The sequence below is a fragment of the Acinetobacter sp. QJM3NY_42 genome (assembly GCF_056173745.1).
This window is the reverse complement of record NZ_CM149689.1, coordinates 323,579-347,973: the sequence shown is the minus strand read 5'-3', so window position 1 is coordinate 347,973 and position 24,395 is coordinate 323,579. Positions and strand designations below refer to the sequence as shown.

Annotated in this window: 22 protein-coding genes and 3 tRNA genes; 11 read left to right on the top strand and 14 right to left on the bottom strand. The window is 43.2% G+C overall.

The features are described from left to right. Window positions 1-40 precede the first annotated feature (40 nt). Together AC0VYT_RS01580 and AC0VYT_RS01575 are read right to left on the bottom strand one after the other, a co-directional pair. Window positions 41-730, bottom strand: coding sequence for an HAD-IA family hydrolase (locus AC0VYT_RS01580; protein ID WP_101160005.1), 690 nt, complete (start codon window positions 728-730; stop codon window positions 41-43). A 139-nt stretch (window positions 731-869) separates the two neighbouring features. After that, entirely contained in the window at window positions 870-1,808 is a 939-nt protein-coding gene (locus AC0VYT_RS01575; protein ID WP_005023192.1) for an RluA family pseudouridine synthase, read from the bottom strand. A gap of 743 nt (window positions 1,809-2,551) precedes the next feature. Between AC0VYT_RS01575 and AC0VYT_RS01570 the strand changes: the two genes are divergently transcribed. From AC0VYT_RS01570 to AC0VYT_RS01550, 5 genes are all read left to right on the top strand, one after another. Beyond that, a complete protein-coding gene (locus AC0VYT_RS01570) occupies window positions 2,552-6,064 on the top strand; it encodes an Rne/Rng family ribonuclease (protein ID WP_248130370.1) in 3,513 nt (1,170 codons plus the stop codon). Window positions 6,065-6,278: 214 nt separating this feature from the next. Next, window positions 6,279-8,120, top strand: a complete 1,842-nt coding sequence (locus AC0VYT_RS01565; RefSeq protein WP_248130368.1) for a long-chain-acyl-CoA synthetase — start codon at window positions 6,279-6,281, stop codon at window positions 8,118-8,120. 132 nt (window positions 8,121-8,252) lie between these two features. After that, window positions 8,253-8,328, top strand: a tRNA-Lys gene (locus AC0VYT_RS01560). A gap of 19 nt (window positions 8,329-8,347) precedes the next feature. Further along, a tRNA-Lys gene (locus tag AC0VYT_RS01555) sits at window positions 8,348-8,423 on the top strand. Between the two features lie 60 nt (window positions 8,424-8,483). Further along, window positions 8,484-8,559, top strand: a tRNA-Lys gene (locus tag AC0VYT_RS01550). A gap of 92 nt (window positions 8,560-8,651) precedes the next feature. Here the strand turns inward: AC0VYT_RS01550 and AC0VYT_RS01545 are convergent. The 3 genes from AC0VYT_RS01545 to hemW all read right to left on the bottom strand — a co-directional run bounded on the left by AC0VYT_RS01545 (window position 8,652) and on the right by hemW (window position 11,364). Further along, window positions 8,652-9,185, bottom strand: coding sequence for a glycine zipper domain-containing protein (locus AC0VYT_RS01545; protein WP_392390378.1), 534 nt, complete (start codon window positions 9,183-9,185; stop codon window positions 8,652-8,654). A 343-nt stretch (window positions 9,186-9,528) separates the two neighbouring features. Continuing rightward, window positions 9,529-10,149: a threonine export protein RhtC gene (gene rhtC, locus AC0VYT_RS01540; protein ID WP_005023184.1), complete on the bottom strand. Its 621-nt coding sequence runs from the start codon at window positions 10,147-10,149 to the stop codon at window positions 9,529-9,531. 60 nt (window positions 10,150-10,209) lie between these two features. After that, window positions 10,210-11,364 carry a radical SAM family heme chaperone HemW gene (gene hemW, locus AC0VYT_RS01535; protein ID WP_248130369.1) on the bottom strand — a complete coding sequence of 385 codons (1,155 nt, stop codon included), beginning with the start codon at window positions 11,362-11,364 and terminating at the stop codon, window positions 10,210-10,212. A 127-nt stretch (window positions 11,365-11,491) separates the two neighbouring features. On the opposite strand from hemW, the gene AC0VYT_RS01530 reads away from it, so the two are divergent. The 4 genes from AC0VYT_RS01530 (at window position 11,492) to AC0VYT_RS01515 (ending at window position 15,272) form a co-directional block, all read left to right on the top strand. Continuing rightward, a complete protein-coding gene (locus tag AC0VYT_RS01530) occupies window positions 11,492-11,953 on the top strand; it encodes a DMT family transporter (protein WP_005404552.1) in 462 nt (153 codons plus the stop codon). 81 nt (window positions 11,954-12,034) lie between these two features. Beyond that, window positions 12,035-13,339 carry an MATE family efflux transporter gene (locus AC0VYT_RS01525; RefSeq protein WP_476496674.1) on the top strand — a complete coding sequence of 435 codons (1,305 nt, stop codon included), beginning with the start codon at window positions 12,035-12,037 and terminating at the stop codon, window positions 13,337-13,339. A 250-nt stretch (window positions 13,340-13,589) separates the two neighbouring features. After that, window positions 13,590-14,900, top strand: coding sequence for an ABC1 kinase family protein (locus AC0VYT_RS01520; protein WP_005016846.1), 1,311 nt, complete (start codon window positions 13,590-13,592; stop codon window positions 14,898-14,900). Window positions 14,901-15,017: 117 nt separating this feature from the next. After that, entirely contained in the window at window positions 15,018-15,272 is a 255-nt protein-coding gene (locus AC0VYT_RS01515; protein ID WP_005016847.1) for a type B 50S ribosomal protein L31, read from the top strand. Between the two features lie 80 nt (window positions 15,273-15,352). On the opposite strand, the gene crcB is transcribed toward AC0VYT_RS01515, so the two are convergent. Next, window positions 15,353-15,733 (bottom strand): fluoride efflux transporter CrcB, encoded by a 381-nt coding sequence (gene crcB, locus AC0VYT_RS01510; RefSeq protein ID WP_005016848.1) that lies wholly within the window; start codon window positions 15,731-15,733, stop codon window positions 15,353-15,355. Between the two features lie 174 nt (window positions 15,734-15,907). Here crcB and AC0VYT_RS01505 point away from each other — a divergent pair, with 174 nt between their 5' ends. Then, a complete protein-coding gene (locus AC0VYT_RS01505) occupies window positions 15,908-16,240 on the top strand; it encodes a HopJ type III effector protein (RefSeq protein WP_005016849.1) in 333 nt (110 codons plus the stop codon). A 30-nt stretch (window positions 16,241-16,270) separates the two neighbouring features. On the opposite strand, the gene AC0VYT_RS01500 is transcribed toward AC0VYT_RS01505, so the two are convergent. The 3 genes from AC0VYT_RS01500 to AC0VYT_RS01490 are packed head-to-tail and all read right to left on the bottom strand — an operon-like array spanning window position 16,271 to window position 18,552. Beyond that, window positions 16,271-16,672 (bottom strand): GFA family protein, encoded by a 402-nt coding sequence (locus AC0VYT_RS01500; RefSeq protein ID WP_005016856.1) that lies wholly within the window; start codon window positions 16,670-16,672, stop codon window positions 16,271-16,273. A 37-nt stretch (window positions 16,673-16,709) separates the two neighbouring features. Next, on the bottom strand, window positions 16,710-17,924 hold the full coding sequence (locus tag AC0VYT_RS01495) for a TIGR03862 family flavoprotein (RefSeq protein ID WP_005016858.1): 1,215 nt from the start codon (window positions 17,922-17,924) through the stop codon (window positions 16,710-16,712). After that, window positions 17,914-18,552, bottom strand: a complete 639-nt coding sequence (locus tag AC0VYT_RS01490; protein ID WP_171053897.1) for a class I SAM-dependent methyltransferase — start codon at window positions 18,550-18,552, stop codon at window positions 17,914-17,916. Before AC0VYT_RS01490 ends, AC0VYT_RS01495 begins: the two co-directional genes overlap by 11 nt. Window positions 18,553-18,641: 89 nt before the next feature. Between AC0VYT_RS01490 and AC0VYT_RS01485 the strand changes: the two genes are divergently transcribed. Continuing rightward, window positions 18,642-18,827, top strand: a complete 186-nt coding sequence (locus AC0VYT_RS01485) for a DNA gyrase inhibitor YacG (protein ID WP_005016860.1) — start codon at window positions 18,642-18,644, stop codon at window positions 18,825-18,827. A 1,041-nt stretch (window positions 18,828-19,868) separates the two neighbouring features. Here the strand turns inward: AC0VYT_RS01485 and AC0VYT_RS01480 are convergent. The 5 genes from AC0VYT_RS01480 to AC0VYT_RS01460 all read right to left on the bottom strand — a co-directional run bounded on the left by AC0VYT_RS01480 (window position 19,869) and on the right by AC0VYT_RS01460 (window position 24,299). Further along, window positions 19,869-20,513 (bottom strand): MBL fold metallo-hydrolase, encoded by a 645-nt coding sequence (locus AC0VYT_RS01480; protein ID WP_005016867.1) that lies wholly within the window; start codon window positions 20,511-20,513, stop codon window positions 19,869-19,871. Between the two features lie 23 nt (window positions 20,514-20,536). After that, window positions 20,537-21,550, bottom strand: a complete 1,014-nt coding sequence (gene hemH / locus AC0VYT_RS01475; protein ID WP_005016868.1) for a ferrochelatase — start codon at window positions 21,548-21,550, stop codon at window positions 20,537-20,539. Window positions 21,551-21,623: 73 nt separating this feature from the next. Beyond that, window positions 21,624-22,652 carry a DUF4062 domain-containing protein gene (locus AC0VYT_RS01470; protein ID WP_005016874.1) on the bottom strand — a complete coding sequence of 343 codons (1,029 nt, stop codon included), beginning with the start codon at window positions 22,650-22,652 and terminating at the stop codon, window positions 21,624-21,626. Window positions 22,653-22,772: 120 nt separating this feature from the next. After that, on the bottom strand, window positions 22,773-23,642 hold the full coding sequence (gene murI / locus AC0VYT_RS01465; RefSeq protein ID WP_005016879.1) for a glutamate racemase: 870 nt from the start codon (window positions 23,640-23,642) through the stop codon (window positions 22,773-22,775). Between the two features lie 45 nt (window positions 23,643-23,687). Continuing rightward, window positions 23,688-24,299, bottom strand: a complete 612-nt coding sequence (locus tag AC0VYT_RS01460) for a DUF1285 domain-containing protein (protein WP_005016881.1) — start codon at window positions 24,297-24,299, stop codon at window positions 23,688-23,690. Window positions 24,300-24,395 lie beyond the last annotated feature (96 nt).

Genomic DNA, 24,395 nt, shown 5'->3' with positions numbered 1-24,395 from the left:
TATATCTGTTAAAAGCAATCGAGACTTTCATGCTGCCGGTCTAGGTTTCCAGCTCCATGACAGGTTCTGCTTGCTGATCAGCTATATACTGCTGCAAGAAACGGTTTAGAGCACTCACATCATCTGCGATAAATAAAGGATCAAACTGTGCGAGGATTGCCTTACTATGTACTCCATAACCTACTCCGACCCGTGGCATGGCTATATTTTTAGCCATTTCCAGATCATAAGAGGTGTCTCCCACCATAATGGCCTGTTCGGCATCAACACCGGTATATTCTAGTATTTCTGCCAACATTAAGGGGTCAGGCTTAGAACGCGTTTCACTCGCCGCCCGGGTTATATTAAACAGTTCCTGACTCATGGTCTGAGCTAATACCCGGTCAAGCCCTTTACGGCTTTTACCAGTCGCAACTGCAAGTTTAATATTCTGCTGTTTCAGGCCGTCCAGCATCTCAGCTACACCCTCAAACCAGGCATCTGTCTTGGAATGGGCCACGTAGTGCTCAGAGTAGCACTGTAAAATATCATGATGTAATTCTGGAACTGCAGGGAAAAGGCACTGCGCCACTTCAGGCAGACCCAGTCCGATTATACTTTTAGCAGCCTCGTCGGTTAAAGGTTGTTGGTACTGACGTGCTGCAAATTGTAAACTTGCTACAATCTGTCCGACTGAATCAAACAAAGTACCATCCCAGTCAAAAATGATGAGTTCCACAGGTTTTTTCATATTATTCTCTAGGTTCCAAAACAGTTATCCGGTACAGGTAAAGTGTGCCCGCAAGAGCTTATAATAATCCTGCCTGGAAGGAGATCAGCTCCCCCCATCATTCAGTTTAAGGGCTTTAGGGTATCAGAAAAATATTTTTTCAATCCTTCTTCTGCGCCCGAAGCTGTGCAGCCAGACTTTGCATATCCTCTGGCAAAGGCGCTTCAATAGTCGGATAGCCAGGAATTTCCAGACGCATGGCATGCAGACAGAGCCGACGTGGTTTTGGTCCTTTATATTCTGTTTCATGTCCGTATTTATCATCACCTACCAATGGATGTCCAATACTCAAGCCATGCACACGAATCTGATGAGTACGACCCGATAGCGGAGATGCATAAACCAGTGTAGCGTGCATAAAGCGTTCTGCTACGTTCCATTGGGTTTTAGAATCTTTCCCTTCTTTAGAAACCCGTACACGCCGTTCGCCATTGGCCAGTTCGTAACGGTATAAAGGAGCATCAATGAGCTGTTGATCCAGACTGACCTGCCCTTTCACAATTGCCGCATAAGTTTTTTTAATCTTATGTTCACGTAACAGGTCCTGCAGGGTTTTTAACACACTACGTTTTTTTGAAATCATGACCAGGCCTGATGTATCGCGGTCAATCCGGTGAACCAGTTCCAGGTACTTTTTACCCGTCGCTGCACGCAAACCCTCGATCAGGCCATACGCCACACCGCTACCACCATGTACTGCAATACCTGAAGGTTTATTGACCACCATCAGGCCTTCATCTTCATAAATCACACGGCTTAGCAGACCTTGAGCGACTTTGTCAGAAACAGGTACCGGTGTTTCATCTTTGGGCTCAAAACGGATAGGAGCGACACGAACCTGATCACCAATTGCAAGCTTACTTTCTGCTTTAATGCGCTTTTTATTGACCCGCACCTGGCCTTCACGAATGAGCCGATAAATGCGGCTTTTGGGTACGCCTTTAAGCCGGCTAAACAGAAAATTGTCAATCCGCTGACCTGCTTGATGCTCATCCACTTCAAACCATGTGACACTTTGCCATTGTTGTGTAGAATTCATACAGTTACCAAGACTCGAAATTTGTTGAATTTGAATAAAAAATGATCATTCAGGCTAGTGGTTTCACAAGAAACATAAGCTTAGCCCATAGGCAGATGATGCAAGGTTTGATATAGTCAGCGCACGGATACCGCCGTAAGTGATCGAAATGAGGTTATCTTCAATATTTTTGAATAATAACCAGAATTTGCATTTCACCCCAAGCTCGGAAAGGTCCTAAAAGAATATGCCGACGCCGAAGGCTTATTATATCGGTAAATTGACAAACTGTTGCGTTAAATTGTGCCTGTGCACATAAATCAGTTTGTCTAAAAAAAATATGTCGCCAGCACAAGTTGGCTTTTAAACGTAAACTGATACACATCAGACAAGTCGCCTCCTGATGTCGTCTTCAGGCTAAAGCGTGATGCATTGGATCTGCACATAACGCACCGATACGATGATTATTCCGTATCAAGATTCTTAAAAAGAAGGGATCTTCAAGCTTTGTGACAGTGAAAGTTATCATCCAATGCACCGCCTGTCCGCCAGTGAAACGCACAGGAAACTTTGATCGTTTAAAAGATTAAAGCAGTATTGCCAACATCAATACGCGAATCAGACCGCAGCCCTATGCAGGCCGGTAAAAAAAGCTCAGACCACAATCTGTTTTTTGAGATCTGAGCATTGATCCCGTCATGTTCGATGTTCGCAGAAACGGTATTGCGACAAGTTGGTGTGGATCACTATTAGGTGTTACACCCATGAAACGTATGTTGATCAATGCAACACATGCTGAAGAAGTACGCGTTGCACTTGTCACTGGTCACCGTCTATACGATTTTGATCTCGAAAATCGTACCCGTGAACAAAAGAAATCTAATATCTATAAAGGTCATGTGACCCGTGTAGAACCTTCTCTTGAAGCAGTCTTTGTTGAATATGGAGCAAATCGTCAAGGTTTCTTGTCGATGCGTGAAATTGCAAATTCCTATTTCAAGGCTGATTCGCGCCAGACTTCAAACATCCGTGAACTAATTACTGAAGGGACCGAGCTTCTGGTCCAGGTAGAAAAGGAAGAACGCGGCAATAAAGGCGCGGCACTGTCTACCTTTATCTCTCTTGCTGGCCGTTATCTGGTTCTGATGCCGAATAATCCGAAAGGTGGTGGTATCAGCCGTCAAATTTCAGGTGCAGTCCGTGAAGAACTCAAGGAAATGCTGGCTTCTTTAGATGTACCCCGCGGCATGAGCGTAATTGTCCGTACGGCAGGTATTGGTCGCAGCCAGGAAGAGCTGCAAACCGATTTACAGCATTTGCTTGACCTGTGGACCCAGATTCAGAGTACGGCTAATTCAGGCCCTTCTCCAATGCTGGTACATCAGGAAGCTGGTGTAGTAACACGCGCAATCCGTGATTATCTGCGTGATGATGTGTCCGAGATCCTGATTGATTCAGAACAGGCTTACAATGAAGCTTATAACTTTGTCAAAGCAGTCATGCCACGTCAGCTGGACAAGTTAAAAACTTATACTTTAAATGAGCCTCTGTTTGCACATTTCGGTATTGAGAGCCAGATCCAGACCGCTTATGAACGTGAAGTAAAACTGCCTTCAGGTGGATCAATTGTAATTGACCAGACTGAAGCGCTGGTTTCAATTGACATCAACTCGGCAAAATCAACGCGTGGTCATGATGTAGAAGAAACAGCACTTTCGACCAACCTTGAAGCGGCTGAAGAAATTGCCCGTCAATTACGCCTTCGCGATATTGGTGGTCTGATCGTGATCGATTTTATTGACATGACTCGTGACCGTAACCAGCGCATGGTTGAAGCCAAGTTACGTGAAGCTACCCAGAGTGACCGCGCCCGCATCCAGTTTGGCCAGCTCTCACGTTTTGGTCTTATGGAAATGAGCCGTCAGCGTCTGCGCCCTTCTCTAGAAGAAGCGACTGGCTATGTCTGCCCACGCTGTCATGGTACAGGTATGGTACGTGACTTGCGTTCACTGTCGCTATCTATCATGCGTAAAGTTGAAGAAATTGCGCTACATGAACGTCAAGGTGAAGTTCAGGTTGAAGTGCCAGTAGAAATCGCGGCCTTCATGCTCAATGAAAAACGTCATAGCCTGGTTTATCTGGAACAAACTTCAAATACACGTGTCACTGTACTTCCACATCCACACCTGGAAACTCCACATTACGAAATTTCATATAACCCTGAAGGTTTTGCACCGACCAGCTATGAACGTACTGAAGCTACGCGTTCGAGTGAAAAAAACCTGGGTTATGAATCTGCTGACTGGCATCTAGAAGAAGCTGAACAGGTTGGACAGAACACGACAGCCCCAGCTGACAAGCCAGGTAAACCACAAAACCGTAAAGCACAGCCTCAGGCTGCTGCCCCGCAACAACCTGCTCAAGTGCCTGCCGCAAAAACTGCAACTAGCAGCAGTCCATGTGCGTGGCTGGAAAACCTGTTTGTACAAAAACAGGCACACACGGTAGATCATTCGCGTACAGCCAACAATGCCGCTGCTGCAATTGAACAGATGGTGAATACAGGTGCAGTTAGCCGGGGCCAGTTTGGCCAGATCAATAATACTGCTGTAGCAGTACAACCAGAAACGGTAGTTGCGCCAGTTGCTGCCAATAATGTTTATCTGTCACAACCGGCAGGTAATAGCGCTGCAAAAACTGATGCACAACCACTCGAAAGAGAAGAAAAAGCTTCAGGCCAGCAGCGTCATAACAAAAAACGTAATGGTCGCGATCGCGATAATCGTGACAGAAACCGTGAACCACGTGAGCAGCAATCTGAAACTTCAACTCAGGTTCATGAGGAAGTAGTTCAGTTATCACGTCAGGAACAGCGTGATCAGAAACGTCAACAGCAGAAACGTCAACCTCAGCAGGAACATCAGGTAGAAAGCCAGCAGTCTGAGCAGTCATACCCTGTACCACGCCGCGACCGCAATCAGCAACGCCCACCGCGCCCGAACCGTTATCGTGATCCAAGTGTGCTGAATGAGCAGCCTGTGGCAGCTGCCGCGCCTGCTGCAGTGACAGATAGCAACCAGGTAAAAGTTGATGTCATTGAAACCCCAAACAATGAAGCTCTTGCTACTGCATTGGTAATCAATATTGATCAGGGTCAAAGTGAAATCATAACGCTAAATTCTGCAGATATAGCGTCAACTGTAAATGCAGAAGAGGCACCGGTTGAAGTAAAACCTGAGCCAGCTGCTCCAGCCAAGAAAGAAGCTGTAAATGCTCAACCAGCCCCGGCTGAAGCAAAAGCGAAAGCCAAAGTTGAAGAGCAACCACGCCGTGCCAGTAATGATCCGCGTATGCGTCGCAAGCAAGGTGGCTCACAGCAGAAACCACAGCAGGAAGTGCTACCAAAGCTTAGTCCTTCCCAAGTGCCACTCTTAGCGCAGTACACTGTAGGTAGCCTGATCCGTCATGTTTATGGTGAAGACTGTACGGTACTGATTGAACAGTTCGGACTGGTGCCAACATTCAATCGTGCTTTGCTGAAATTTACTGAACAGTACATCAGTACCCTTTCAGTAACCACTACAACAGAGCGCACTGAACCTGTAGAAAAAACGCCTGTTACCCGTGATGCTGCCGCGCCTATGGCTAAACCGGCTCAGGAACAGGAACCAGCGCCAGTTTTACCACTGACGCCTTCCCAGAATGCGACACCGCGTGTAGCAAACGATCCGCGTGAACGTCGTCGTCTGGCTAAACTTGCTGCAGAGCAGGCATTAGAGCAGAGTAAAGCTTCAGCATCTCAGGCAGAAGAGCAGCCTGCGGCTGTACAGTCTGAAAATCCTGTAGCGGAAAATCCTGCTGAGCATGTAAATTTAGAAATAAATGCTCAAGCAGATACAACTTCAGTCGGTACTGAGCAGGACGCAGCAGATGCAGCATCTCACCATGCCAAAGTGGTAGCTGAGACTCAGGCACAGGATCCGGCAATTCAGACTGCTGCAGCTATGTCTGAAGCAACTGCTGCTGCCTCGCCAAGTGCAATTGTTGAAGAAGCACAGGCTCAGCAAGCGGCCGAACCAGCTGCACCAGCAGAAAAGAAAGCACCTAAACCGAGCAAGGTAGAAAAGTCTCAGCCGGCTGATCAGCAACCGGCACAAGCTTCAGTAGAAGAAACTGCCGAAGACGATAAGACGACTACTGCCGATAAGGATAAACCGGCCCGTCCGCGTCGCCCACGTGGCCGTCCACCGAAAAAGGCCACACCTACAGCCGAGTAAATTTGCACAATTACTCGTAATAAAAAAACCTAGTCATTTCGGTGGCTAGGTTTTTTTTGATAATTTTGTTGAATTAGGTTGAATGCACTAGTCCGAACAGATTAAAAAACACTTGTATAGCTGCATGGGAAGCTTAAAGCTGTGTTTAAGTTCAGCTGAACCCTAGTCGACCCAGACCTTACCGGGACTAATCAAAAAATAATATAGGATTGTTATGAGTCAAACCCAACAGAGCGACCTCATCAGTATTACCGATGTCGCTGCGAAATTACCCCAGTTTATAGCGAAAGTACCTCATCTTCTGACTGGTCTGAAACAGGCTTATATCCGTACACCTGACACCCCTGCGGGGCTGGGGCTAGCTTTTGAAAAAGCGGTAAAACGTAACCCGCGTGGTTATGCTCTCTTATTTGAAGATCAAAAATATACTTATCTGGCCTTAAATGAATGGGCCAACCAGATCGCACACTATTATCTCTCGATAGGTGCGCGCAAAGGTGACGTGATTGCTGTCATGGTGGAAAACCGCTCTGAACTGGTCGCAACTGTACTGGGACTGGCCAAAATCGGAGTGACCATTGCTCTGGTCAATACTTCACAAACAGGTAAAGTGCTAACGCATAGCATTAATCTGGTTAAACCGATTGCATTGATTGTTGGTGAGGAAGTTCGCAGTGCAATTGATGACATTCGTCAAGATATTCTCTTACCAGAAGACCGGTTTTACTGGTTTGCCGATCAGGCAACACGTGCAGACGTTGGTAAAGCACCAAAGCATTATCAAAATCTGGCAGAAAAAATTGAGAATTTTCCGAAATTCAATGTAGCCACTACCCAATCCGTACAGGGTAAAGATGGTCTATTCTATATTTATACCTCTGGTACAACCGGCCTGCCAAAAGCTGTGATTTTCACCAACAGCCGCTGGACTCTGGCTTATGGCACTTATGGTCATGTACTTGATCTCAAACCGAATGATGTCATGTACGTAACCTTACCGCTCTATCATGCGACTGGCATTGTTGTATGCTGGTGTGGTGTGATTGCGGGCTCAGCCACTCTGGCCCTACGGCGCAAATATTCAACTTCAAGCTTCTGGAAAGATGTGCATAAATATAATGCCTCTGCCATTGGCTATGTAGGCGAATTATGCCGTTATCTGATGGATGCAGAACCCACTGAACTGGAAACAGGCCACCGGGTTAAAAAAATGATTGGTAACGGCATGCGTCCAAATATTTGGGATAAATTTAAGCAACGTTTTGGCGTAGAGGAAATTCTGGAACTCTATGCTTCAAGCGAAGGAAATGTCGGCTTTAGTAATATTTTCAATTTCGACAATACAGTTGGATTTTCTCCAACTCCTTATGCAATCGTTGAATTTGATAAAGAAACGAATGAACCGGTACGTGATCAGCATGGCTGGTGCAAGAAAGTAAAAAAAGGAGAAGTAGGTTTACTTCTTGGAAAAATTACCCGTCGCTCCCCTTTCGATGGCTATACAGACCCTGAAAAAAACAAGTCAGTCATCTTAAAAAATGTCTTTAAACAGGGCGACCAATATTTTAATACTGGAGACCTGGTACGTCATATCGGCTTTCGCCATGCCCAGTTTGTAGACCGACTAGGAGATACATTCCGCTGGAAAGGTGAAAATGTTTCCACCACTGAAGTCGAGAATATCGTTTCAGAATATCCTAAAATTGCTGAAGCAGTCGTCTATGGGGTAGAAATTCCCCATACTAATGGTCGTGCAGGAATGGCAGCTATTACTTTGGCAGCTGGCGAAGCACTTGATGAGCATGACCTTACTGCAATGGTGGTTGAGTTTAAAAAACATCTTCCTGCTTACGCAGTTCCGGTATTTTTACGTGTACAGGAAAAAGTAGAAACTACCGGTACTTTTAAATACCAGAAAAACAAGTTGAAGGAAGAAGCGTTTCATCCCGATAAGACCACCGATCGTTTATTGGTTTTACTTCCAGGCAACTCTGGCTATAAAGATATTAGTATGGAGATTTACCAAAGTATTCAAGACTACCAGTATCGTTTCTAAATAGACTAAAAAGAGCGTATTCGTATAAAAATACAGCAGGCGACTTATTTCTAACCAACTAAAGCAATAAAATTTAATTTTTGCTTGTGCTGGAAAAATAAATTGCTACAATACGCTCCATCAAGAAAATACGGGTCGTTAGCTCAGTTGGTAGAGCAGCGGACTTTTAATCCGTTGGTCCCGCGTTCGAGTCGCGGACGACCCACCATTTTCTTAAGACCCCAGATGGGTCGTTAGCTCAGTTGGTAGAGCAGCGGACTTTTAATCCGTTGGTCCCGCGTTCGAGTCGCGGACGACCCACCATCTTTTTAGAATATCTTTTCAAAAAGAGCAGCTTCTAAATCAGCTTTAAGATTTATATATGGGTCGTTAGCTCAGTTGGTAGAGCAGCGGACTTTTAATCCGTTGGTCCCGCGTTCGAGTCGCGGACGACCCACCAAGATTCCAAAAAAATCCCGGTCATTACTGACCGGGATTTTTTATTCTTCAAGGAATTATATATTAAAAATATTGAATTCCCGAATGATATGATTAATGGCGAATACGGTTCCAGGCATCACGTGAAGCATGTTTTGCTTCTTCCCAAGACAGGCGTGATTCAGCTTTAGTCTGTTCCCATTTAGTGCGCAAATCTGGCTCAGCATCTTCAAAACGCGCATCTGGGCCATAAGCTGAACGATTTTCATAGCCCACTCGGTATGCACCACGATAATCGCGGTCATAATCCAGATCCGGATGAATATTTCGTGTGGCAGAGTAGTAAGGCTGATTTATACTGTTTTCACGCCAGTAAGCATCTTCAACCGTTGGGTCCATTGCTTCACCAGCTGCATGGCCAGCTAATCCGCCCACGACGGCACCCACTGCACCGCCGACTACAGTACCCACTGGTCCAGCTGCACTACCAATCGCAGCGCCTGCGGCTGCACCACCTGTTGCACCTAAGCCTGTTCCTACTGGATGAGAACCTGGTTCACCTGTAATTGGATCAGCATTTAAATCTTTTTTTACATCATCCGATGCATGTTTAATACGATCGCGGTCATAATCTGAAGTCGCCATCATCATTCTCCTTATAATAATATTGTGATTCTGGAAATCTGCCGCTATGGTGAGATTTCCTGTTCGCTCGTTAAGTACACATTCAGCTTAGAAGGCATTTATGTAAAAAAACAGGCTTAAATAAAGAGCTTTCAGTTAAGCAATATTGTAGAAAGTAAAAAAAATTGGCCAAAATTACCTGTAAGATTTAAAAGCTTACGCATTTTTACTCAACCATTCACAACCTCTATTTTTCCCCCTACTTCTCTTCTTATTTTTTATAAAAATAAAAAGTCCGGCAATAAGCTGGACTTTTCAGGTATGAAAATTTATTTTAAGACAGCATGGTAGTTACTGATAAATAAAATTATTTATTTAAAATAAGATAACTACCAAATAAGGTAAAAATACCACCCGAAATACCGTCAATCCATTTGGCAGCACGCTGGTATGCCCGCTTGAAGGAAGGCAGGGAGAAAACAAAAGCTACAAATAGAAACCAGATTGCTGTCTCGACCGTTACCAGCAGGAGTAACCACCCATGTGCATGATCCAGAGCTGGATTGGCCAGAAAAAGTGAAAATACGCTACCAAAATATATAATGGCTTTTGGATTAGACAGATTGGTCAATAATCCCCGGAGGAAAAAACTCAAAGGGCTCTGAGGCAGGGAAATCTGTACAGGCTGGGTATTTTCTTCTTTACGAAAGGCTGAACGCAGCATCTGAAAGCCTAACCAGCATAGATAAATTCCACCTGCGACCAATAAGGCATGTTTTAGCCAAGCCATTTTTTCAAATAAAATATTCAGACCCAGCAAGGCCAATAATGACCAGATCATGACACTTACACTGATACCTACCACCACAGCAAATGTCTCCATCCGAGATTTACTGATTGCAGTTTGGGAAACCAGAAAAAAATCTGGTCCGGGCGTGATCAGGGCACAAAAATGGATAAAAATTAGTGTTCCGAGCGCAATTAACATTATGTATTTACCTGTAACCTGCATGTCTTTAGAACAAGAATACGCTGTATCCTGATCTGTTTATAAAAATTCTTCAAGCACCGAGTTTAAAAAAAGATGGCCATGTGCTGTACAGGCGAGTTGTTCAGTATTTTCTGAAAACAAATGACGTTGCCGTAATGAATCCAGCTTGGCCTGTATTTTATCCAGTTCATAGCCGGTTCTTTCTTTATAGAACTGGGCCGGCACGCCTTCATTTAAACGCAAGGCATTCATCATAAATTCAAAGGGCATGTCTTCAGGCTCAATCTTTTTAAATTGTAAGTGTTCAGCAGGTATTTTGGCCAGATAATCTTTAGGTAAGCGGGTCTTCTGAAAACGGTAAACTCCGTCTTGCAGACTGACTTTAGCATGTGCCCCTGCTCCGATTGCCAAGTAATCTCCAAATTGCCAGTAATTCATATTGTGTGCAGAAGGCTCTTCTTTACGCCATGCCGAAATTTCATACTGTATGAATCCATGTGCCTTAAGATATGCTTCACCCTGTTCCTGAATGTGCTCTAGTACATTCTCTACCGGCAATACTGGTTGAGTCCGGAAAAATACTGTATTCGGCTCAATCGTCAACTGATACCAGCTGATATGGGTGGCTCCGTTTTCAACAGCCATGCGCAGATCTGTTAGAGCCTGCTCTAGCGTTTGTTGTGGCAGGCCATGCATCAAGTCAATATTGATGCGTTTAAAACCGGCTTCTTGTGCCTGATGTATAGCATTTATAGCATTCTCAGCACTATGAATCCGTCCCAGTTGTTTCAGATGCTGCTCATTAAACGTCTGCACTCCAATGGATAAGCGATTAATACCAGCCGCAAGATAGCCGGCAAAAGGATCATGTTCTACTGTTCCCGGATTGGCTTCCAGCGTAATTTCACATTGCTCTTCAAAAGGCAGTAAACCATTTAGCTGCTGAAACAGCCACTGATAACCTGAAGCTGATATCAGTGACGGGGTTCCACCGCCAATAAATATGCTATGGAGTTTGCGGCCCTGTGCAAAGTGGAGCTGTGTTTTAAAGTCCTCCACCAGTGCTTGCAAATATTCCTGTTCCAGTTCCAGAGATAATTTTCCATCGGGTACAGCATGTGAGTTAAAGTCACAATAAGGACACTTTCGCACACACCAAGGCATATGGATATAAAGTGAAAGTGGAATACATGAAGGATCTAGGCTACTCAAAAATTTTTCTCGGAGAAGGATGGAGCGTCTTACAATTTTAACATGACTGCATCATTGTACTTAACGCAATTCACATGAAAATCTCCTACACTCTTTTGTAACATCGAGAATAAATAATGAATTCAATATGATGAAAATATCGAGTCAACTTTTATTATTATTTCCCCTGACTTTGGCCATCGGGGTAATGCTGACTATACAAACTGCATTAAATACCCAGATGCGTATGTATTTGCATTCACCACTCCAGCCGGCTTTTTTTTCTTTTTTAATTGGAACAATTGTACTGGCGGTAATGGTGATGTTGCAGTCTGCACCCAAACCTCAGTTAAATGAACTTGCCCAGATTCCATGGTATTTATGGTTAGGCGGACTGATTGGGGTTTATGCTATTAGCATGAGCATTTATACTGCCCCCAAAATAGGTTTTCTCATTCTCTCCGGACTGGTTATTTTCGGGCAACTGCTCATGTCAATGTTACTTGACCATTTTGGCTGGTTAGGCGTAGAGAAAAATCCGATTAACTGGCAGCGTTTACTGGGTGCAATTGTTATTTTCATAGGTGTATTACTGACACTGCAACGCTAGTCTGCCGCTTATCCCATATGAGTAAAATTAGTGTCTATTGCTACCACTACACGCTTTGAAATCAAGAAACTCTTTCAGTTGATGTTGCCTATTCTGGTTACTCAGTTTGCTCAGGCCGGTCTTGGCCTGATCGATACCATCATGGCAGGTCATTTATCTCCTACTGACTTGGCAGCAATTGCAGTAGGAGTCGGTTTATGGATTCCAATCATGTTGCTGTTTAGCGGTATTATGATTGCGACTACTCCTTTGGTGGCTGAGGCCAACGGCGCACGCGATTTTAATAATATTCCTACCATTGCTCGCCAGTCATTATGGATGGCTTTCATGCTGGGCATACTGGCAATGCTGGTGTTACAGTTGATGCCATTTTTACTGCCTCTATTTGGAGTTCCTGAAAATCTGCAACCCAAAGCTGGCCTGTTTCTCCATGCCATTGGCTTTGGCATGCCAGCAGTCACCAAGTATGCAGCCCTAAGAGGTTACTCGGAGGCATTAGGTTATCCGCGTCCAGTCACAGCAATCAGCCTGCTGGCTCTATTGGTCTTGGTGCCTTTAAACATGATTTTTATGTACGGCTTGGGTCCTATTCCTGCTTTAGGTAGCGCCGGTTGCGGCTTTGCCACTTCTATCTTGCAATGGTTGATGTTGATTGCACTAGCGGGCTACATCTATAAGGGGCATGCTTACCGCAAGACCCAGGTGTTTAGCCAGTGGGAAAAATTTAATCCGGTCTGGGCCAAGCGTATCTTGAAACTGGGTTTCCCGATTGGTCTGGCTATTTTTTTTGAAGTAAGTATTTTCAGTACTGGAGCAATCATATTAAGCCCACTGGGAGAAACTGTTGTGGCCGCACATCAGATTGCTATTTCCGTGACCTCGCAGCTATTTATGATTCCCATGTCCCTGGCCATTGCACTGACTATCCGGGTAGGCATGTATTATGGTGAAAAGAACTGGCATGCCATGCGCAAGGTACAACACCTCGGTTTAATTACCGCGACTGTATTTGCAGTATTGACCATGCTGGTTATGTGGATTTTCCGCTCAGAGATTGTCGCTGTTTACACCCGGGATCTTGCTGTTACCCATATGGCCTTATATCTGATTCTGTTTGCGATTGCCTATCAGCTGATGGATGCATGGCAGGTCAGTGCTGCAGGTTGCCTGCGTGGAATGCAAGACACTAAAGGCCCAATGTGGATTACTCTTCTGGCTTATTGGGTAATTGCCTTCCCTGTGGGTATTTATCTTGCTCGTTTTACCCGTATGGGAGCTGCTGGAGTCTGGACCGGACTAATAGTAGGTTTGAGCGTTGCCTGCGTTCTGCTGCTGCTGCGTCTTTATATGAATAATAAACGACTAAAATTAAGTACCTCTACTTAACCGTATTTCCATCATGCCTTTAACCAGCCACACCGGCTGGTTTTTTAAACTTTAAAAATAAAGATAGCCTGTTTTTATAAAGGTGTTTAATTAAGACCTAAAAAGTGAATCTATAAACAATAATAAGATCAGCTCTTTTCTGTTATGTGTTCTTACAGGAACTGAACAATTTCAACTAGGCAACTTTTCTATTGTCCCCTATGATCAAATAATTCATTCACTTTATTTTAATGATTGAGGTCTAGTACCGATGGCTAAGAATGCAAGCTCGCCCGGCCGGCGTTTTATGAAACTTGCCGGCATGACCGCCAGTATTGCGACCCGAAGTGTATCTAACTCCATTCGTAATATCCGGGCAGATGAAGAACAAAAACAGGCCGCCAGAAGCCAGCTGTTTCAAGATATTGGAGTTCAGATTGCCAATACCTTGGGAGAGATGAAAGGCGCTGTCATGAAAGTCGGGCAAATTGCATCTCAATATAAAGATATTTTCCCGCCCGAGGTGGCTAAGGCCATTTCAAAATTACAGCGTCAGGCTCCTCCCATGCCTTTTCCGGCCATACAGAAACAGCTAGAAAAAGAGCTGGGACAACCGATTGATAATCTGTTTACATCTTTTGATCGGGAACCTTTTGCGGCAGCATCAATTGGTCAGGTACATAAGGCAATATTACCTAATGGCGAGCAGGTCGTAGTCAAAGTGCAATATCCAGGTGTGGATGAAGCCTGTGAAAGTGATTTAAAACAGGTTCGGCTGGCTTTACGCCTGATGGGTGTTTTAAAAATCGATAAAAAACTTCAGGACCGGCTGTTTGCAGAAATTCAAGACAGTCTAAATGCTGAACTTAATTATGAAATTGAGGCACAGAACCTGACTGTGTTTAAGACCTTTCATGAAGCATTAGATGAAAAAATTATTATCCCACGTGTCTATCCACAATATTCTACCCGTCGAGTACTGACTTTAAGTCTGGAACAGGGCGAATCCATAGAAACTGCCAGTACCTGGCCGCAGGATGTCCGTAATCAACTTGGCCGACGCCTGGTCCGCGCGCTAGGACAAGAAATTTTCTATCTTAAACGTTTCCATTGTGACCCACATCCGGGTAACTTTGCATTCCGTGAAGATGGCCATGTCATTGTTTATGATTATGGCGGAGTAAAGACTTTAAATACTGAAATTATTGAACACTTTAAAACTTTGATCAATGCTGCACGCCAACATGATATTGATACGCTTGAAGACCAGTTAATTACTTTAAATGCACTTTCAGAAAAAGGAAAATTTCCAAAAGAACTGTATGAAGAATGGCTAGATGTGTTACTTAGACCATTAACCACCCAGTATGATTTTGCTGAAAACTCTGCCCATCATGACGGGGTATTACTGGTGAAAAAGTCGCTAAAATACTGGGACCTGTTTAAGCCTTCACCGGATACTCTTATGGTGAACCGGACAATCTCCGGGCATTACTGGAATTTGATCCAGCTCAAAGTAAATGATGATTTAAGTGATTTATTTGAAGAACTGGTCGCCTCAGATCAACAAGATAAACTTTAAAATTGTTCTATTGCCCTGTTTGAATATGTAATTTAAATAGGGTGATGACTTGAAAATAATTATAAAATCCCTATATATTGTTATATTATAACATTTCATTTAGCTATGGAGTTTACCATGCGTAAAGATATCCACCCTGAATATCAGGAGGTATTATTTCACGATACTAACGCTGATGTATATTTTGTCATTGGTAGTACCATGAAGCCGAAGCAGACTAAAGAATATGAAGGCAAAACTTATCCATATGTTACCTTAGATATTTCGAGTGCCTCTCATCCGTTCTATACAGGTGAAGTTCGTCAGGTCGGCAACGAAGGCCGTGTTGCAAGCTTTAATAAACGTTTTGGACGTTTTAAACGCAGCAATTAAGCAGTAATAATTTTTAAATTGAATTCTTCTTATTTGAAGTCTAAGTCGTTGCTCTCCTCCACTTAGACTTCTTTTTTTAATTATCGATTACACAATAAGTACTGGAACAGATAGAATCCTGCTGTCAGTAAGAGCACACCCATGATTAAACTCGACAGACTATAGGCAAGCCCCATTGCTATTTCATTCTGTCGCAACAACTGAAAAGTTTCCAGACCAAAGCTTGAGAATGTGGTAAAGCCGCCCAGTATACCCACCATCAGGAAAAGCCGTGTTTCCTGTTGTAGAACTGCGTATTTCTGGCTAATAGCAAAAAATATGCCTGCACAAAAACAACCTAACAGATTAATCCACCAAGTTGCCCAAGGAAATAAACTGCCTGTCTGGCTGAGTGATAATGTTATGCCATAACGCAGGCTTGCACCTATTGCCCCACCGCAGGCAACCAATAACCAGTTCATAATGATATATAGCTGATGTGGATAAGCCCTATTTTATCCACAAACTCAAAAAATATTCATTAAAAATTCGCCTTGAGAGGCTACACACAGCTCGTTAAATTCTGCATAAATCAGGAAAAATACTCATAAAAGCGCTATGCTAGGTTGCTTAATTCTTTATAGGGAATAGGATTTATGGCCCAGGAACTTCTTGAACAGCTACAAGCTGGCCAAGCAAATTTTACAGATGTCATCGCTTATATAGACTCTCGTTATATTCATAACCCTACTGCTTTTCGTAACGGCGCACAGCATAATGCAGCGACAGAAAATCAGGGTAGTGCCAAAGTCTTGAGTTTTGCCAAACTCAACAGTCTAAGTCAGGAACAGACCTTAGCTTTATTTGCTGAGCACTATGCAGCAGTCTTAGCAACCCCTGAAGGTACAGATCATCAAAATATCCGGCAGTTTATGCAGCATGGCTGGGATGAAGTACAGTTTCAAGCCGAAGCTTTACAAGCCAGGTAAATATTAAAAAAAGGACCTCATGGTCCTTTTTTATTCTGGTCGCTCATTAAATTGTGGTAACTCATCACAAATAGTCTCCCACTCTGCTTTAGAGCCAACAAAAATATGTTTCCCCGGTCGCGTCTGGATCGGCGTATCTAACGTACCCATTCTAAGACGGTAAAAATCAGGAGTATCACTCTTAATACTGATAATTGGCGAGCCACACACACCACAGAAACAGCGTTCGGTCGTTGATGAAGACTGATATTTTTTTAAAAGGTTCTCACCCTGTATCCATTTAAACTGCTGGATAAGAACTGGTGCATTAGTCGCAAAAGCTGTACCATTGGCTTTACGGCATTTCTGGCAATGACAATAAATAATTTCATCAAGCTCAGTTTCAATTTCATAGCGAATCCCTTGACACAAACAGCTTCCCTTTAGGCTCATTCTAGTTCTCCATCATAAATTCTATTATCAGTACATACTATGAACTCTGTTGTTCCATCAGATAGGTATGCACGCCTTCACCAGCAGCCCGACCAGTAGCAAAACATGCTGTCAGTAAATAGCCCCCGGTTGGCGCATCCCAGTCTAGCATTTCACCACAGCAAAACACATGTGGCTTTGATTTTAGTTGCAGCCTTGCGGTCAGGGCATTCTGTTTTATACCACCAGCACAACTGATAGCTTCTTCAATCGGCCGGAAACCCTCCAGGACTACTTTCAAATGTTTGACCTGCCAAGCGAGCTGTACAGGATCTTTCCATAAGGTTTTATCGACCAGTTCACGAATCAGACCAGCTTTGGCTGCATCTAGGCCCGCCTTACGCCAGACATTACTCAGTGACTGCTTTCCTGACTGTAATTTTTTTATTAACTGTTCGTTATCTACATCGGGTAATAAATCCAGATACAGAGTTACAGGCTGCTGTTGCCGCTGTAACTTGCGTAAGGCCGGTCCGTGCTTGTAAATAAGGCCACTTTCCAGACCATAATGGGAAATTACGACATCACCCTGAGCTCTGTGTTTAGGGCTTACCCATGCTTCTACCCGCTTTAAAGGCTGGCCCAATAAAGGTTGCATAAAACTGGACCACGTTCTGACCACACCTGCATTGCTAGGTTGAAAAGGCTCAATTTGCTCTCTATCAAGCCAAGCCTGCCACTTGCCATCGCTACCTAGCTGTGGCCACGATACCGCGCCACAGGCCAAAATAATCGCGTCAAACTCCAGCTGAAAAGGCGTATTCTCAGGTTGTTTTAAATCCAGAAGTTGCACCTGTTTAGCCTTGAGACCTAAACACTGATGACGGTAATGAAAGTGTATGCCTTGCTGGTCCAAGCGTGTTAACCAGGCACGGAGCAGAGGCGCAGCTTTCATCTCTACGGGAAAAATTCGGCCAGAAGAACCAATATAGGACGCTATACCGAGTTCAGCTATCCAGTTCTGAATCCAGTGTGCATCCCAGCGCTGTATCCAGGGATACAGCCATTCAGGGTGATCATAGCGCTGGATAAATTCAGTAAGAGGCTCAGCATGAGAAATATTTAATCCGGTTTTCCCCGCCATTAAAAATTTTCGCGCAGCTGAGGGTTTCTGCTCAAATACATGAATCTCATAGGCATACCGGCTCAATACTTCTGCCGCCATTAACCCTGCCGGACCTGCCCCTATAATTGCAATACGTTTAGCCGACATCACTTTTTCCCTGTAATGGCAAAAAGTCATCAAAACGGGTGGAATAACCACAATGTTTGGTAATTATCAATTGCTGGCATGATTCACCACGCTCGAGATACTTGATTTCAAAATGTGTGCGTGCTGACTCTGGTCTAATCTGTTCTTTTTCATAGGACAACTGCCAAAGTTGCTGTAACTGCTGCTCAGCTTCCTCAATATACTCAGGAATATTGCTGGCCAGTGTGATCGTACCTTCCGGCTTGAGACGCGACAGTAAAAATTCAAAAAATGGCATATTTACCCAGCGTTGTGCCGGATTATGCGGTTCAGGATTCGGATATAAAATAAAGAATTGTTCAACCTGCTCCGGATACAGAGCATGAACTATCCATGGAATAGCGTCTGCATGTACAGGAGTCAGATTTTGTTGACCTTCGAGCTGATGCTGCTTTTGCATGGCCAAAAATTTTTCCCGGGTCCGTTCAATGGCAAACAAGCGCTGCTCAGGATACTGACCACTAAATAATAAGGCGTGTTTTCCTTTACCTGCCCCGATTTCAACACAAAGTGTCTGCTGATCAAGCGCTGAAAAATCACGTGGCGCATGCATACGATGGGCTTGAAATTGACGAATCGGCATATTCACATCAAACTATGGAGAATTTGACACAAGTCTATCAAGAGCTGATTACTTTGCCTAATAAACCTAGGCTCTCTACTGAAAGGATATTGATTATGCAGCAGCGTACCTTCCCTTGCCCACGCTGTGGCAAACCTGCCACATGGGAAAATAATGAATTCCGGCCTTTTTGTTCAGAACGATGTAAAATGATTGACTTAGGTGCGTGGGCCAATGAAGAATACCGTGTACCAACACAAGATTCGCCTAGCCGACAGGATTCCAGTTTTGAAGATGACTAAGCATCAACTCATACAGCCAGTCGAGTTGCTAATATAAGCCAAGCTGCCCTACAGTACGCCCTTATAATTCTGTTCTTTTAGTTTCAATATTTTGGATGAGGTTGCTCCAGCAAGTTTATAAAGTAACTAACAGATATTAACGAATAAATTTTTATCAATATTTATAAGTCTACTACTTTTATAAATACTGCTTAAAAATAGTTACTACCTTAATAATCAAGTTAAATACTTGCTTAGGTAGTGATAAATATTCTGCTTTTTGAATTATTTCACTGCCAAAAACCTCTATCACTCTACTGATTATATTTTTTAGATTTATAATATACTGACCTAAAAATTTAAATATTGTTTGAGTATAATTTGAATAAAGCTGATGCGCATGATAAAAGCTAAATCTCTTATAGATTGATTGTCATAAATACTGGCTAATACTATTGCTCAAACTGTATTCTTTAACCAGTTTATAATAATAAAGTTTCCTTATATTAAATATTTTATAAAAGTTACTTATATGCGTTTTATATACTTTTTCTTCCCTAAATTTTACTCAAAAAGTAGCGATAAAGCTGGAATAAAGGTTTAACTAAGCTTCATAAAATTAATTTTACTTTTAGAATGTATCTACTTTGTATATCTAAAATCTATGCTTTTAAGCTTTTTAAACAAAAAGTTATGTTATTTCAATAGACTCTAAACATCTGGTTATAAATTAAACATTTACTTTTTTAATTCAATATTTTTCTTAATAAAACCAAATATATATTTAAATTCAAGTTATAACATGCATAATTTCTCTTTTAGAAAATTTACTTTATCTCCTTATTATGTCTTTATATCAATTACTTAAAATTCTATTTTTTATCTTTGTACTGCTGGCTATATTTTTTATTGGTTTAGGTATATATGCCTTAGACACAACACTTATTTTAATTGCAGTCTTATTTGCTACAGTTGCAGTTCTCATTGGCCTAGAAACTAAACAGATTCTTGCCAATCCATTTAGAAAGAAGTGAGCAGAAGCTTACTTCTTTCTTGGCTTGATTAACCTGCTTTACCCGCTAAAAATGGGTTATGTTGTTTTTCAAAACCAATTGTACTCATCGGACCATGGCCACAGATAAACTGTGTATCATCTGGTAAAGTAAAACACTCCCGCTGGATTGAATCCAGAAGTTGCCGATGGTTACCCCTTGGAAAATCAGTTCGTCCAATCGAACCTTTAAACAGCACGTCTCCCGTCCAGAGCAGGCCATGCTGTGCATTGTAGAAAATTACGTGACCTGGTGTATGTCCGGGTGTGAAGCGTACCTCAAATTCACTTTTACCCAGTTTAAGTGTTTCGCCCCCTTCCAGCCATTGGTCTACCTTAACAGGCTGCGGTATCGGAAAACCATAACGTGCGGAAACTTCTTGAATCATATCGAGCCAGAACTGGTCTTCCTTATGCGGTCCAATTACCGGCACATCCCACGTATTGGCCAGCTCTCCTACTGCACCGGCATGATCAAGATGACCGTGTGTCAGCCATAGCGCTTTAACATTTATGCCCAATGCCTCGACCTCTGCCTTTAGCTTTTCGGCATCGCCACCCGCATCAATCAATATGGCTTCTTTAGTTTCTGCATCCCAAACAATGGAACAGTTCTGGGCAAACGCAGTAACTGGAACAATTTTGACTTGCAACATGGTATACCTCTGGCTATATAGCTCTAGTTGGCTAGGGTTTGGGTTAATGTATCAAGATTAGCCTTAACCAGACTGGTGAGCAAATCCAGATGGTCTTCACGATTATTCAGCGCCGGAATATACGCATATTCTGCACCACCTGCATGCTTAAATGTTTCAGCATTTTCCATAGCCAGCTCTTCCAAGGTCTCCAGACAATCGGCAGAAAATGCAGGACTCATGACCTGAACTGATTTCACACCTTCTTGACCCCACTGTGCAAGTAGCTCATCAGTATAGGGCTTAATCCATTCCTGTTTACCAAAACGTGACTGGAAACTACAGGCCCATTCATGCGGCTGCAGATTTAGGCTTTCAGCTAAGCGCTGTGCAGTAATCCGGCAACGTTCTGCATAAGGGTCGCCCTTATCGGCATAGGGCTGTGGAATTCCATGAAATGACATTAATAGTTTTTCAGCACGTCCATATACAGATTGAAACTCACGTACACTATTTGCCAGTGATTCGATAAATAAGGGATGCTGATAATAATCACGGATAATAGTCAGACCCGGCAGATTACGCTGTTTGGGTATCCAGCGGGCTACTGCGTCATAAAGTGGTGCGGTAGAAGTCGCCGAATATTGCGGGAAAAGTGGAAAAAGAAGTATATGATCTTGTGGATCTGCCTGAAGTTTAGCCAGAACTTCATTAATACCCGGGTTACCATAGGTCATGGCAGGTATGATTTTGAGTTCAAACTGTGGATATACGCTACCAAGACGGCTTTGCATCTGTTCAACTTGTTTAAACAGGACTTCACGCATAGGAGAATCCTGATTCCATACCTGGGCATAGGCTTTTGCTACGCGCTTGGGACGAAATGGCAGCACAAAAAGATTGAGGATGGCTTGCCAGAGCAGTTTGGGAATCTCAATAACACGCTGATCAGACAAAAACTGTTTAAGAAAACGGCGTACTGCTGGAACAGTAGGTGCATCTGGAGTACCCAGATTGGCCAGAATAATTGTGACTTTAGCTTTAGAAGCAGGCGTCATAACAGGTTTTCCAAAGTAGACTAAAGCGATGATCTTGTTAATTTAACAGCTTTTTATATATCTTAAAAATTAATTAATACCTAGATCCATATTGGTAAATACGATCAAAATCTGTATGCTGATTTTCAATTAGTTTTTGGCCTTTAGGAGTAAGTTTCCATAACATGCGCTGTCGGTCATCACGGCCGCTAGGCATAATCCAACCATTTTGACGCATCTGTAATTTAATATTGTGCAAGGCACGGATATTAATCTGTGAACGTGCAACGGCATGAGCACGTGGCATTTCAAGGCGTGCTTCCGACAAACCGGTATCATTTAAATACTCATTTAAAGATTTAGAAAAATATTCTTCCGGAGTAGGAGATTTGAAGGTATTGCCCAGAACTGCCAGCAGTTGTGCCCAAGATAATTTACGCTGCAACTTTAGTTCTTTAAAATTACCATCCTGATAGGCATGCAACCGGTACTCAAAAGTGTAAATCTCACGTGGGCCGACTTTGGGCAAATCCAATAATGGGTCATGTTCACGTGTCCCCATTTCAGTTTCTAGCTGGGCAATTTTTTCTTTGAGCTGGTCAATTTCATCCTGCAAACGCTGAGTATTTTGCGGACGCACCCAGCCTACAACGGGATAGCGTTCAAGCATCTGTGGCATATTCAGACGCACTGCCATTTCCAGATCACGCAGAGTTCGGTAGCTGAAAACCTGATCCATATCCTGTTGTAGCTGTTTGCGAAAATCTTTAAATTTTTCCCTTAATTCTGGTTTTTGGTCATGCAATTCTTTTGCACGTGCTTCTGGCTGCTCGTGCATAAAGACAATAATCGGTTTCTGCTTGCTTACTGCATAGATATATTCAAGGTGCATATATCCCACGCCAGAGACAGACTGCTCACCATACTGGCTACCCAGTAAAATTACGACATAATCACAATCATCAATCTGCCGGCGGGCAAATGCTGTGGTCAAAGGTGTGCGTTGCTCGAGGCCCCAAGAAAAAAAACCCATCCCTACCAGAGTTTGTGCCAAGACGATGCGCTCAGGTTGCATATCACTACCCGAGGTCGATATGAATACTTGATAACGCTTATCGAGCATGGCATGTCCTCATTTTTTCATAATAGTTATCTTCGCTCAGCTTACTTTATTAAACTATAGCAAGAGTGCTAATTTCCCCAATAAAATTTAAAAAAATTACCAAAAATTCAACAATCTTTCTTAAAGTTTCAGATTTTGAACACTCCAGCTCAATGTAGGAGAAATTAAGTGCTGTAGGATAGGTTTCAAATTCTCAGCATTGTGTCCACTGACATAACACTGAATCCGGGTTTCAGACTCACAAGTCTGCTCACCAAGCAGTTCATTTTTTATCAGGATACGGGCTGTTTGTCGGGCCACGGCCTGTCCGGAATCAACTAAAGTAAGCTGTTGTCCGAATATGGCCTGGATAGCCGGCTTTAGAAAAGGATAATGGGTACAACCCAACACCAGATGATCTGCTCCCTGCTCAACTACAGGCTGCAAAATTTTCTTAAGCGTATTCAGACACTGCTGGCTCATCTGTAGCCCCTGCTCAACCAGCGGAACCAGCTCCAGACAGGTAATGGGTAAAACTTTAACTCCCGTGGGCATGGCAAAACGTTCAATTACGTCTTTAATCAGGTTTCCACGAAAAGTGGCCGGCGTAGCCAGAACAGCTACGACTTTTGTTTTGCTTTGTAATACTGCGGGTTTTAGGGCAGGCACCAGTCCAATAATCGGAAAAGACTCCCCATAATGCTTACGCAGGTAATCCAAGCTGAAGGCTGAAGCAGTATTACAGGCCACTACTGCCGCTTTGCATCCTTGGCGGTAAAGCCATTCAATCGCCTGTGCAGTCAGCTCACGGATATTTTGATCACTCCGCGGGCCATAGGGAACATGAGCAGTATCGGCATAATATAATATCTGTTCATGGGGCAAATGCCGGGCTATTTCCTGGGCTACTGACAGCCCGCCAATTCCCGAGTCAAAGATCCCAATGGGTGCATCCTTCGATGCATGTGGCATAGGGTTAACAAGAGTATAGAGGGGCTGTATGGCTGTCATGCGGGTTATTAGCAGTTCAGGAAATTCAGCTATAAAGCTTAAACCTCAGGTGCCTAATTGCAAGTGCAAATCACCACTTTGTAGATGCAAAATAGTCTTTCCCTCAGCATTTTCTTCAAGTTCACCATATTGAACCAAGTGATAGAAACTTTGACGCTGAATCAGGGCATTGATTCCAAAGCGCACATGTACATAAGGTCGTAACTCACCCTCATATTCACGCATAAAAATTGGATGGTCTTCATCAACAATTACCACATCCTGATTAGTAGTGGTTAGCTCTATATATTGTTTACCATTGAGCTTGATCTGGTTCACCTGATTAACAAATAACGGTTCATCCTCTACTTTAATCTCAATCTGCTCGGCCGGAGTTTTTAAATAAAACTGATCATTCTCTTTCCAGAGCACACTTGAAAACAGGTCTAAAAGTGACTGTCGCTTAATCAATTGACCTTCGTGCCACCATTCTCCATTGGCTTTTACGCTTAAATCCATTTTGCCACAACGCTTTGGCTGCCACTGGTCAACCGGGGGAATCGACCTTTTGTGACTTTGCTGTGCATCTTTTATGTATTGTGCAATGATCAGTAAGTTTTTATCATCTTTTTGTGGCGATTCTTTCAGCTCTTCGAGCGAATTATTTTGTTTTACCATGGTTTATGCCTTGCTGACGGGAAATTAATACGACTCAGCCAATTGGCTTGATCAAGGTTTGAAACTATACTAGCCCAAACTATATTAAGACACGTT

What these genes read in the sequence shown, in the direction of transcription:
- AC0VYT_RS01580 (WP_101160005.1), bottom strand. Translation starts at nt 730, where the DNA reads ATGAAAAAACCTGTGGAACTCATCATTTTTGACTGGGATGGTACTTTG.
- AC0VYT_RS01575 (WP_005023192.1), bottom strand. Translation starts at nt 1,808, where the DNA reads ATGAATTCTACACAACAATGGCAAAGTGTCACATGGTTTGAAGTGGAT.
- AC0VYT_RS01570 (WP_248130370.1), top strand. Translation starts at nt 2,552, where the DNA reads ATGAAACGTATGTTGATCAATGCAACACATGCTGAAGAAGTACGCGTT.
- AC0VYT_RS01565 (WP_248130368.1), top strand. Translation starts at nt 6,279, where the DNA reads ATGAGTCAAACCCAACAGAGCGACCTCATCAGTATTACCGATGTCGCT.
- AC0VYT_RS01545 (WP_392390378.1), bottom strand. Translation starts at nt 9,185, where the DNA reads ATGATGGCGACTTCAGATTATGACCGCGATCGTATTAAACATGCATCG.
- rhtC (WP_005023184.1), bottom strand. Translation starts at nt 10,149, where the DNA reads ATGTTAATTGCGCTCGGAACACTAATTTTTATCCATTTTTGTGCCCTG.
- AC0VYT_RS01530 (WP_005404552.1), top strand. Translation starts at nt 11,492, where the DNA reads ATGATGAAAATATCGAGTCAACTTTTATTATTATTTCCCCTGACTTTG.
- AC0VYT_RS01525 (WP_476496674.1), top strand. Translation starts at nt 12,035, where the DNA reads ATGTTGCCTATTCTGGTTACTCAGTTTGCTCAGGCCGGTCTTGGCCTG.
- AC0VYT_RS01520 (WP_005016846.1), top strand. Translation starts at nt 13,590, where the DNA reads ATGGCTAAGAATGCAAGCTCGCCCGGCCGGCGTTTTATGAAACTTGCC.
- AC0VYT_RS01515 (WP_005016847.1), top strand. Translation starts at nt 15,018, where the DNA reads ATGCGTAAAGATATCCACCCTGAATATCAGGAGGTATTATTTCACGAT.
- crcB (WP_005016848.1), bottom strand. Translation starts at nt 15,733, where the DNA reads ATGAACTGGTTATTGGTTGCCTGCGGTGGGGCAATAGGTGCAAGCCTG.
- AC0VYT_RS01505 (WP_005016849.1), top strand. Translation starts at nt 15,908, where the DNA reads ATGGCCCAGGAACTTCTTGAACAGCTACAAGCTGGCCAAGCAAATTTT.
- AC0VYT_RS01500 (WP_005016856.1), bottom strand. Translation starts at nt 16,672, where the DNA reads ATGAGCCTAAAGGGAAGCTGTTTGTGTCAAGGGATTCGCTATGAAATT.
- AC0VYT_RS01495 (WP_005016858.1), bottom strand. Translation starts at nt 17,924, where the DNA reads ATGTCGGCTAAACGTATTGCAATTATAGGGGCAGGTCCGGCAGGGTTA.
- AC0VYT_RS01485 (WP_005016860.1), top strand. Translation starts at nt 18,642, where the DNA reads ATGCAGCAGCGTACCTTCCCTTGCCCACGCTGTGGCAAACCTGCCACA.
- AC0VYT_RS01480 (WP_005016867.1), bottom strand. Translation starts at nt 20,513, where the DNA reads ATGTTGCAAGTCAAAATTGTTCCAGTTACTGCGTTTGCCCAGAACTGT.
- hemH (WP_005016868.1), bottom strand. Translation starts at nt 21,550, where the DNA reads ATGACGCCTGCTTCTAAAGCTAAAGTCACAATTATTCTGGCCAATCTG.
- AC0VYT_RS01470 (WP_005016874.1), bottom strand. Translation starts at nt 22,652, where the DNA reads ATGCTCGATAAGCGTTATCAAGTATTCATATCGACCTCGGGTAGTGAT.
- murI (WP_005016879.1), bottom strand. Translation starts at nt 23,642, where the DNA reads ATGACAGCCATACAGCCCCTCTATACTCTTGTTAACCCTATGCCACAT.
- AC0VYT_RS01460 (WP_005016881.1), bottom strand. Translation starts at nt 24,299, where the DNA reads ATGGTAAAACAAAATAATTCGCTCGAAGAGCTGAAAGAATCGCCACAA.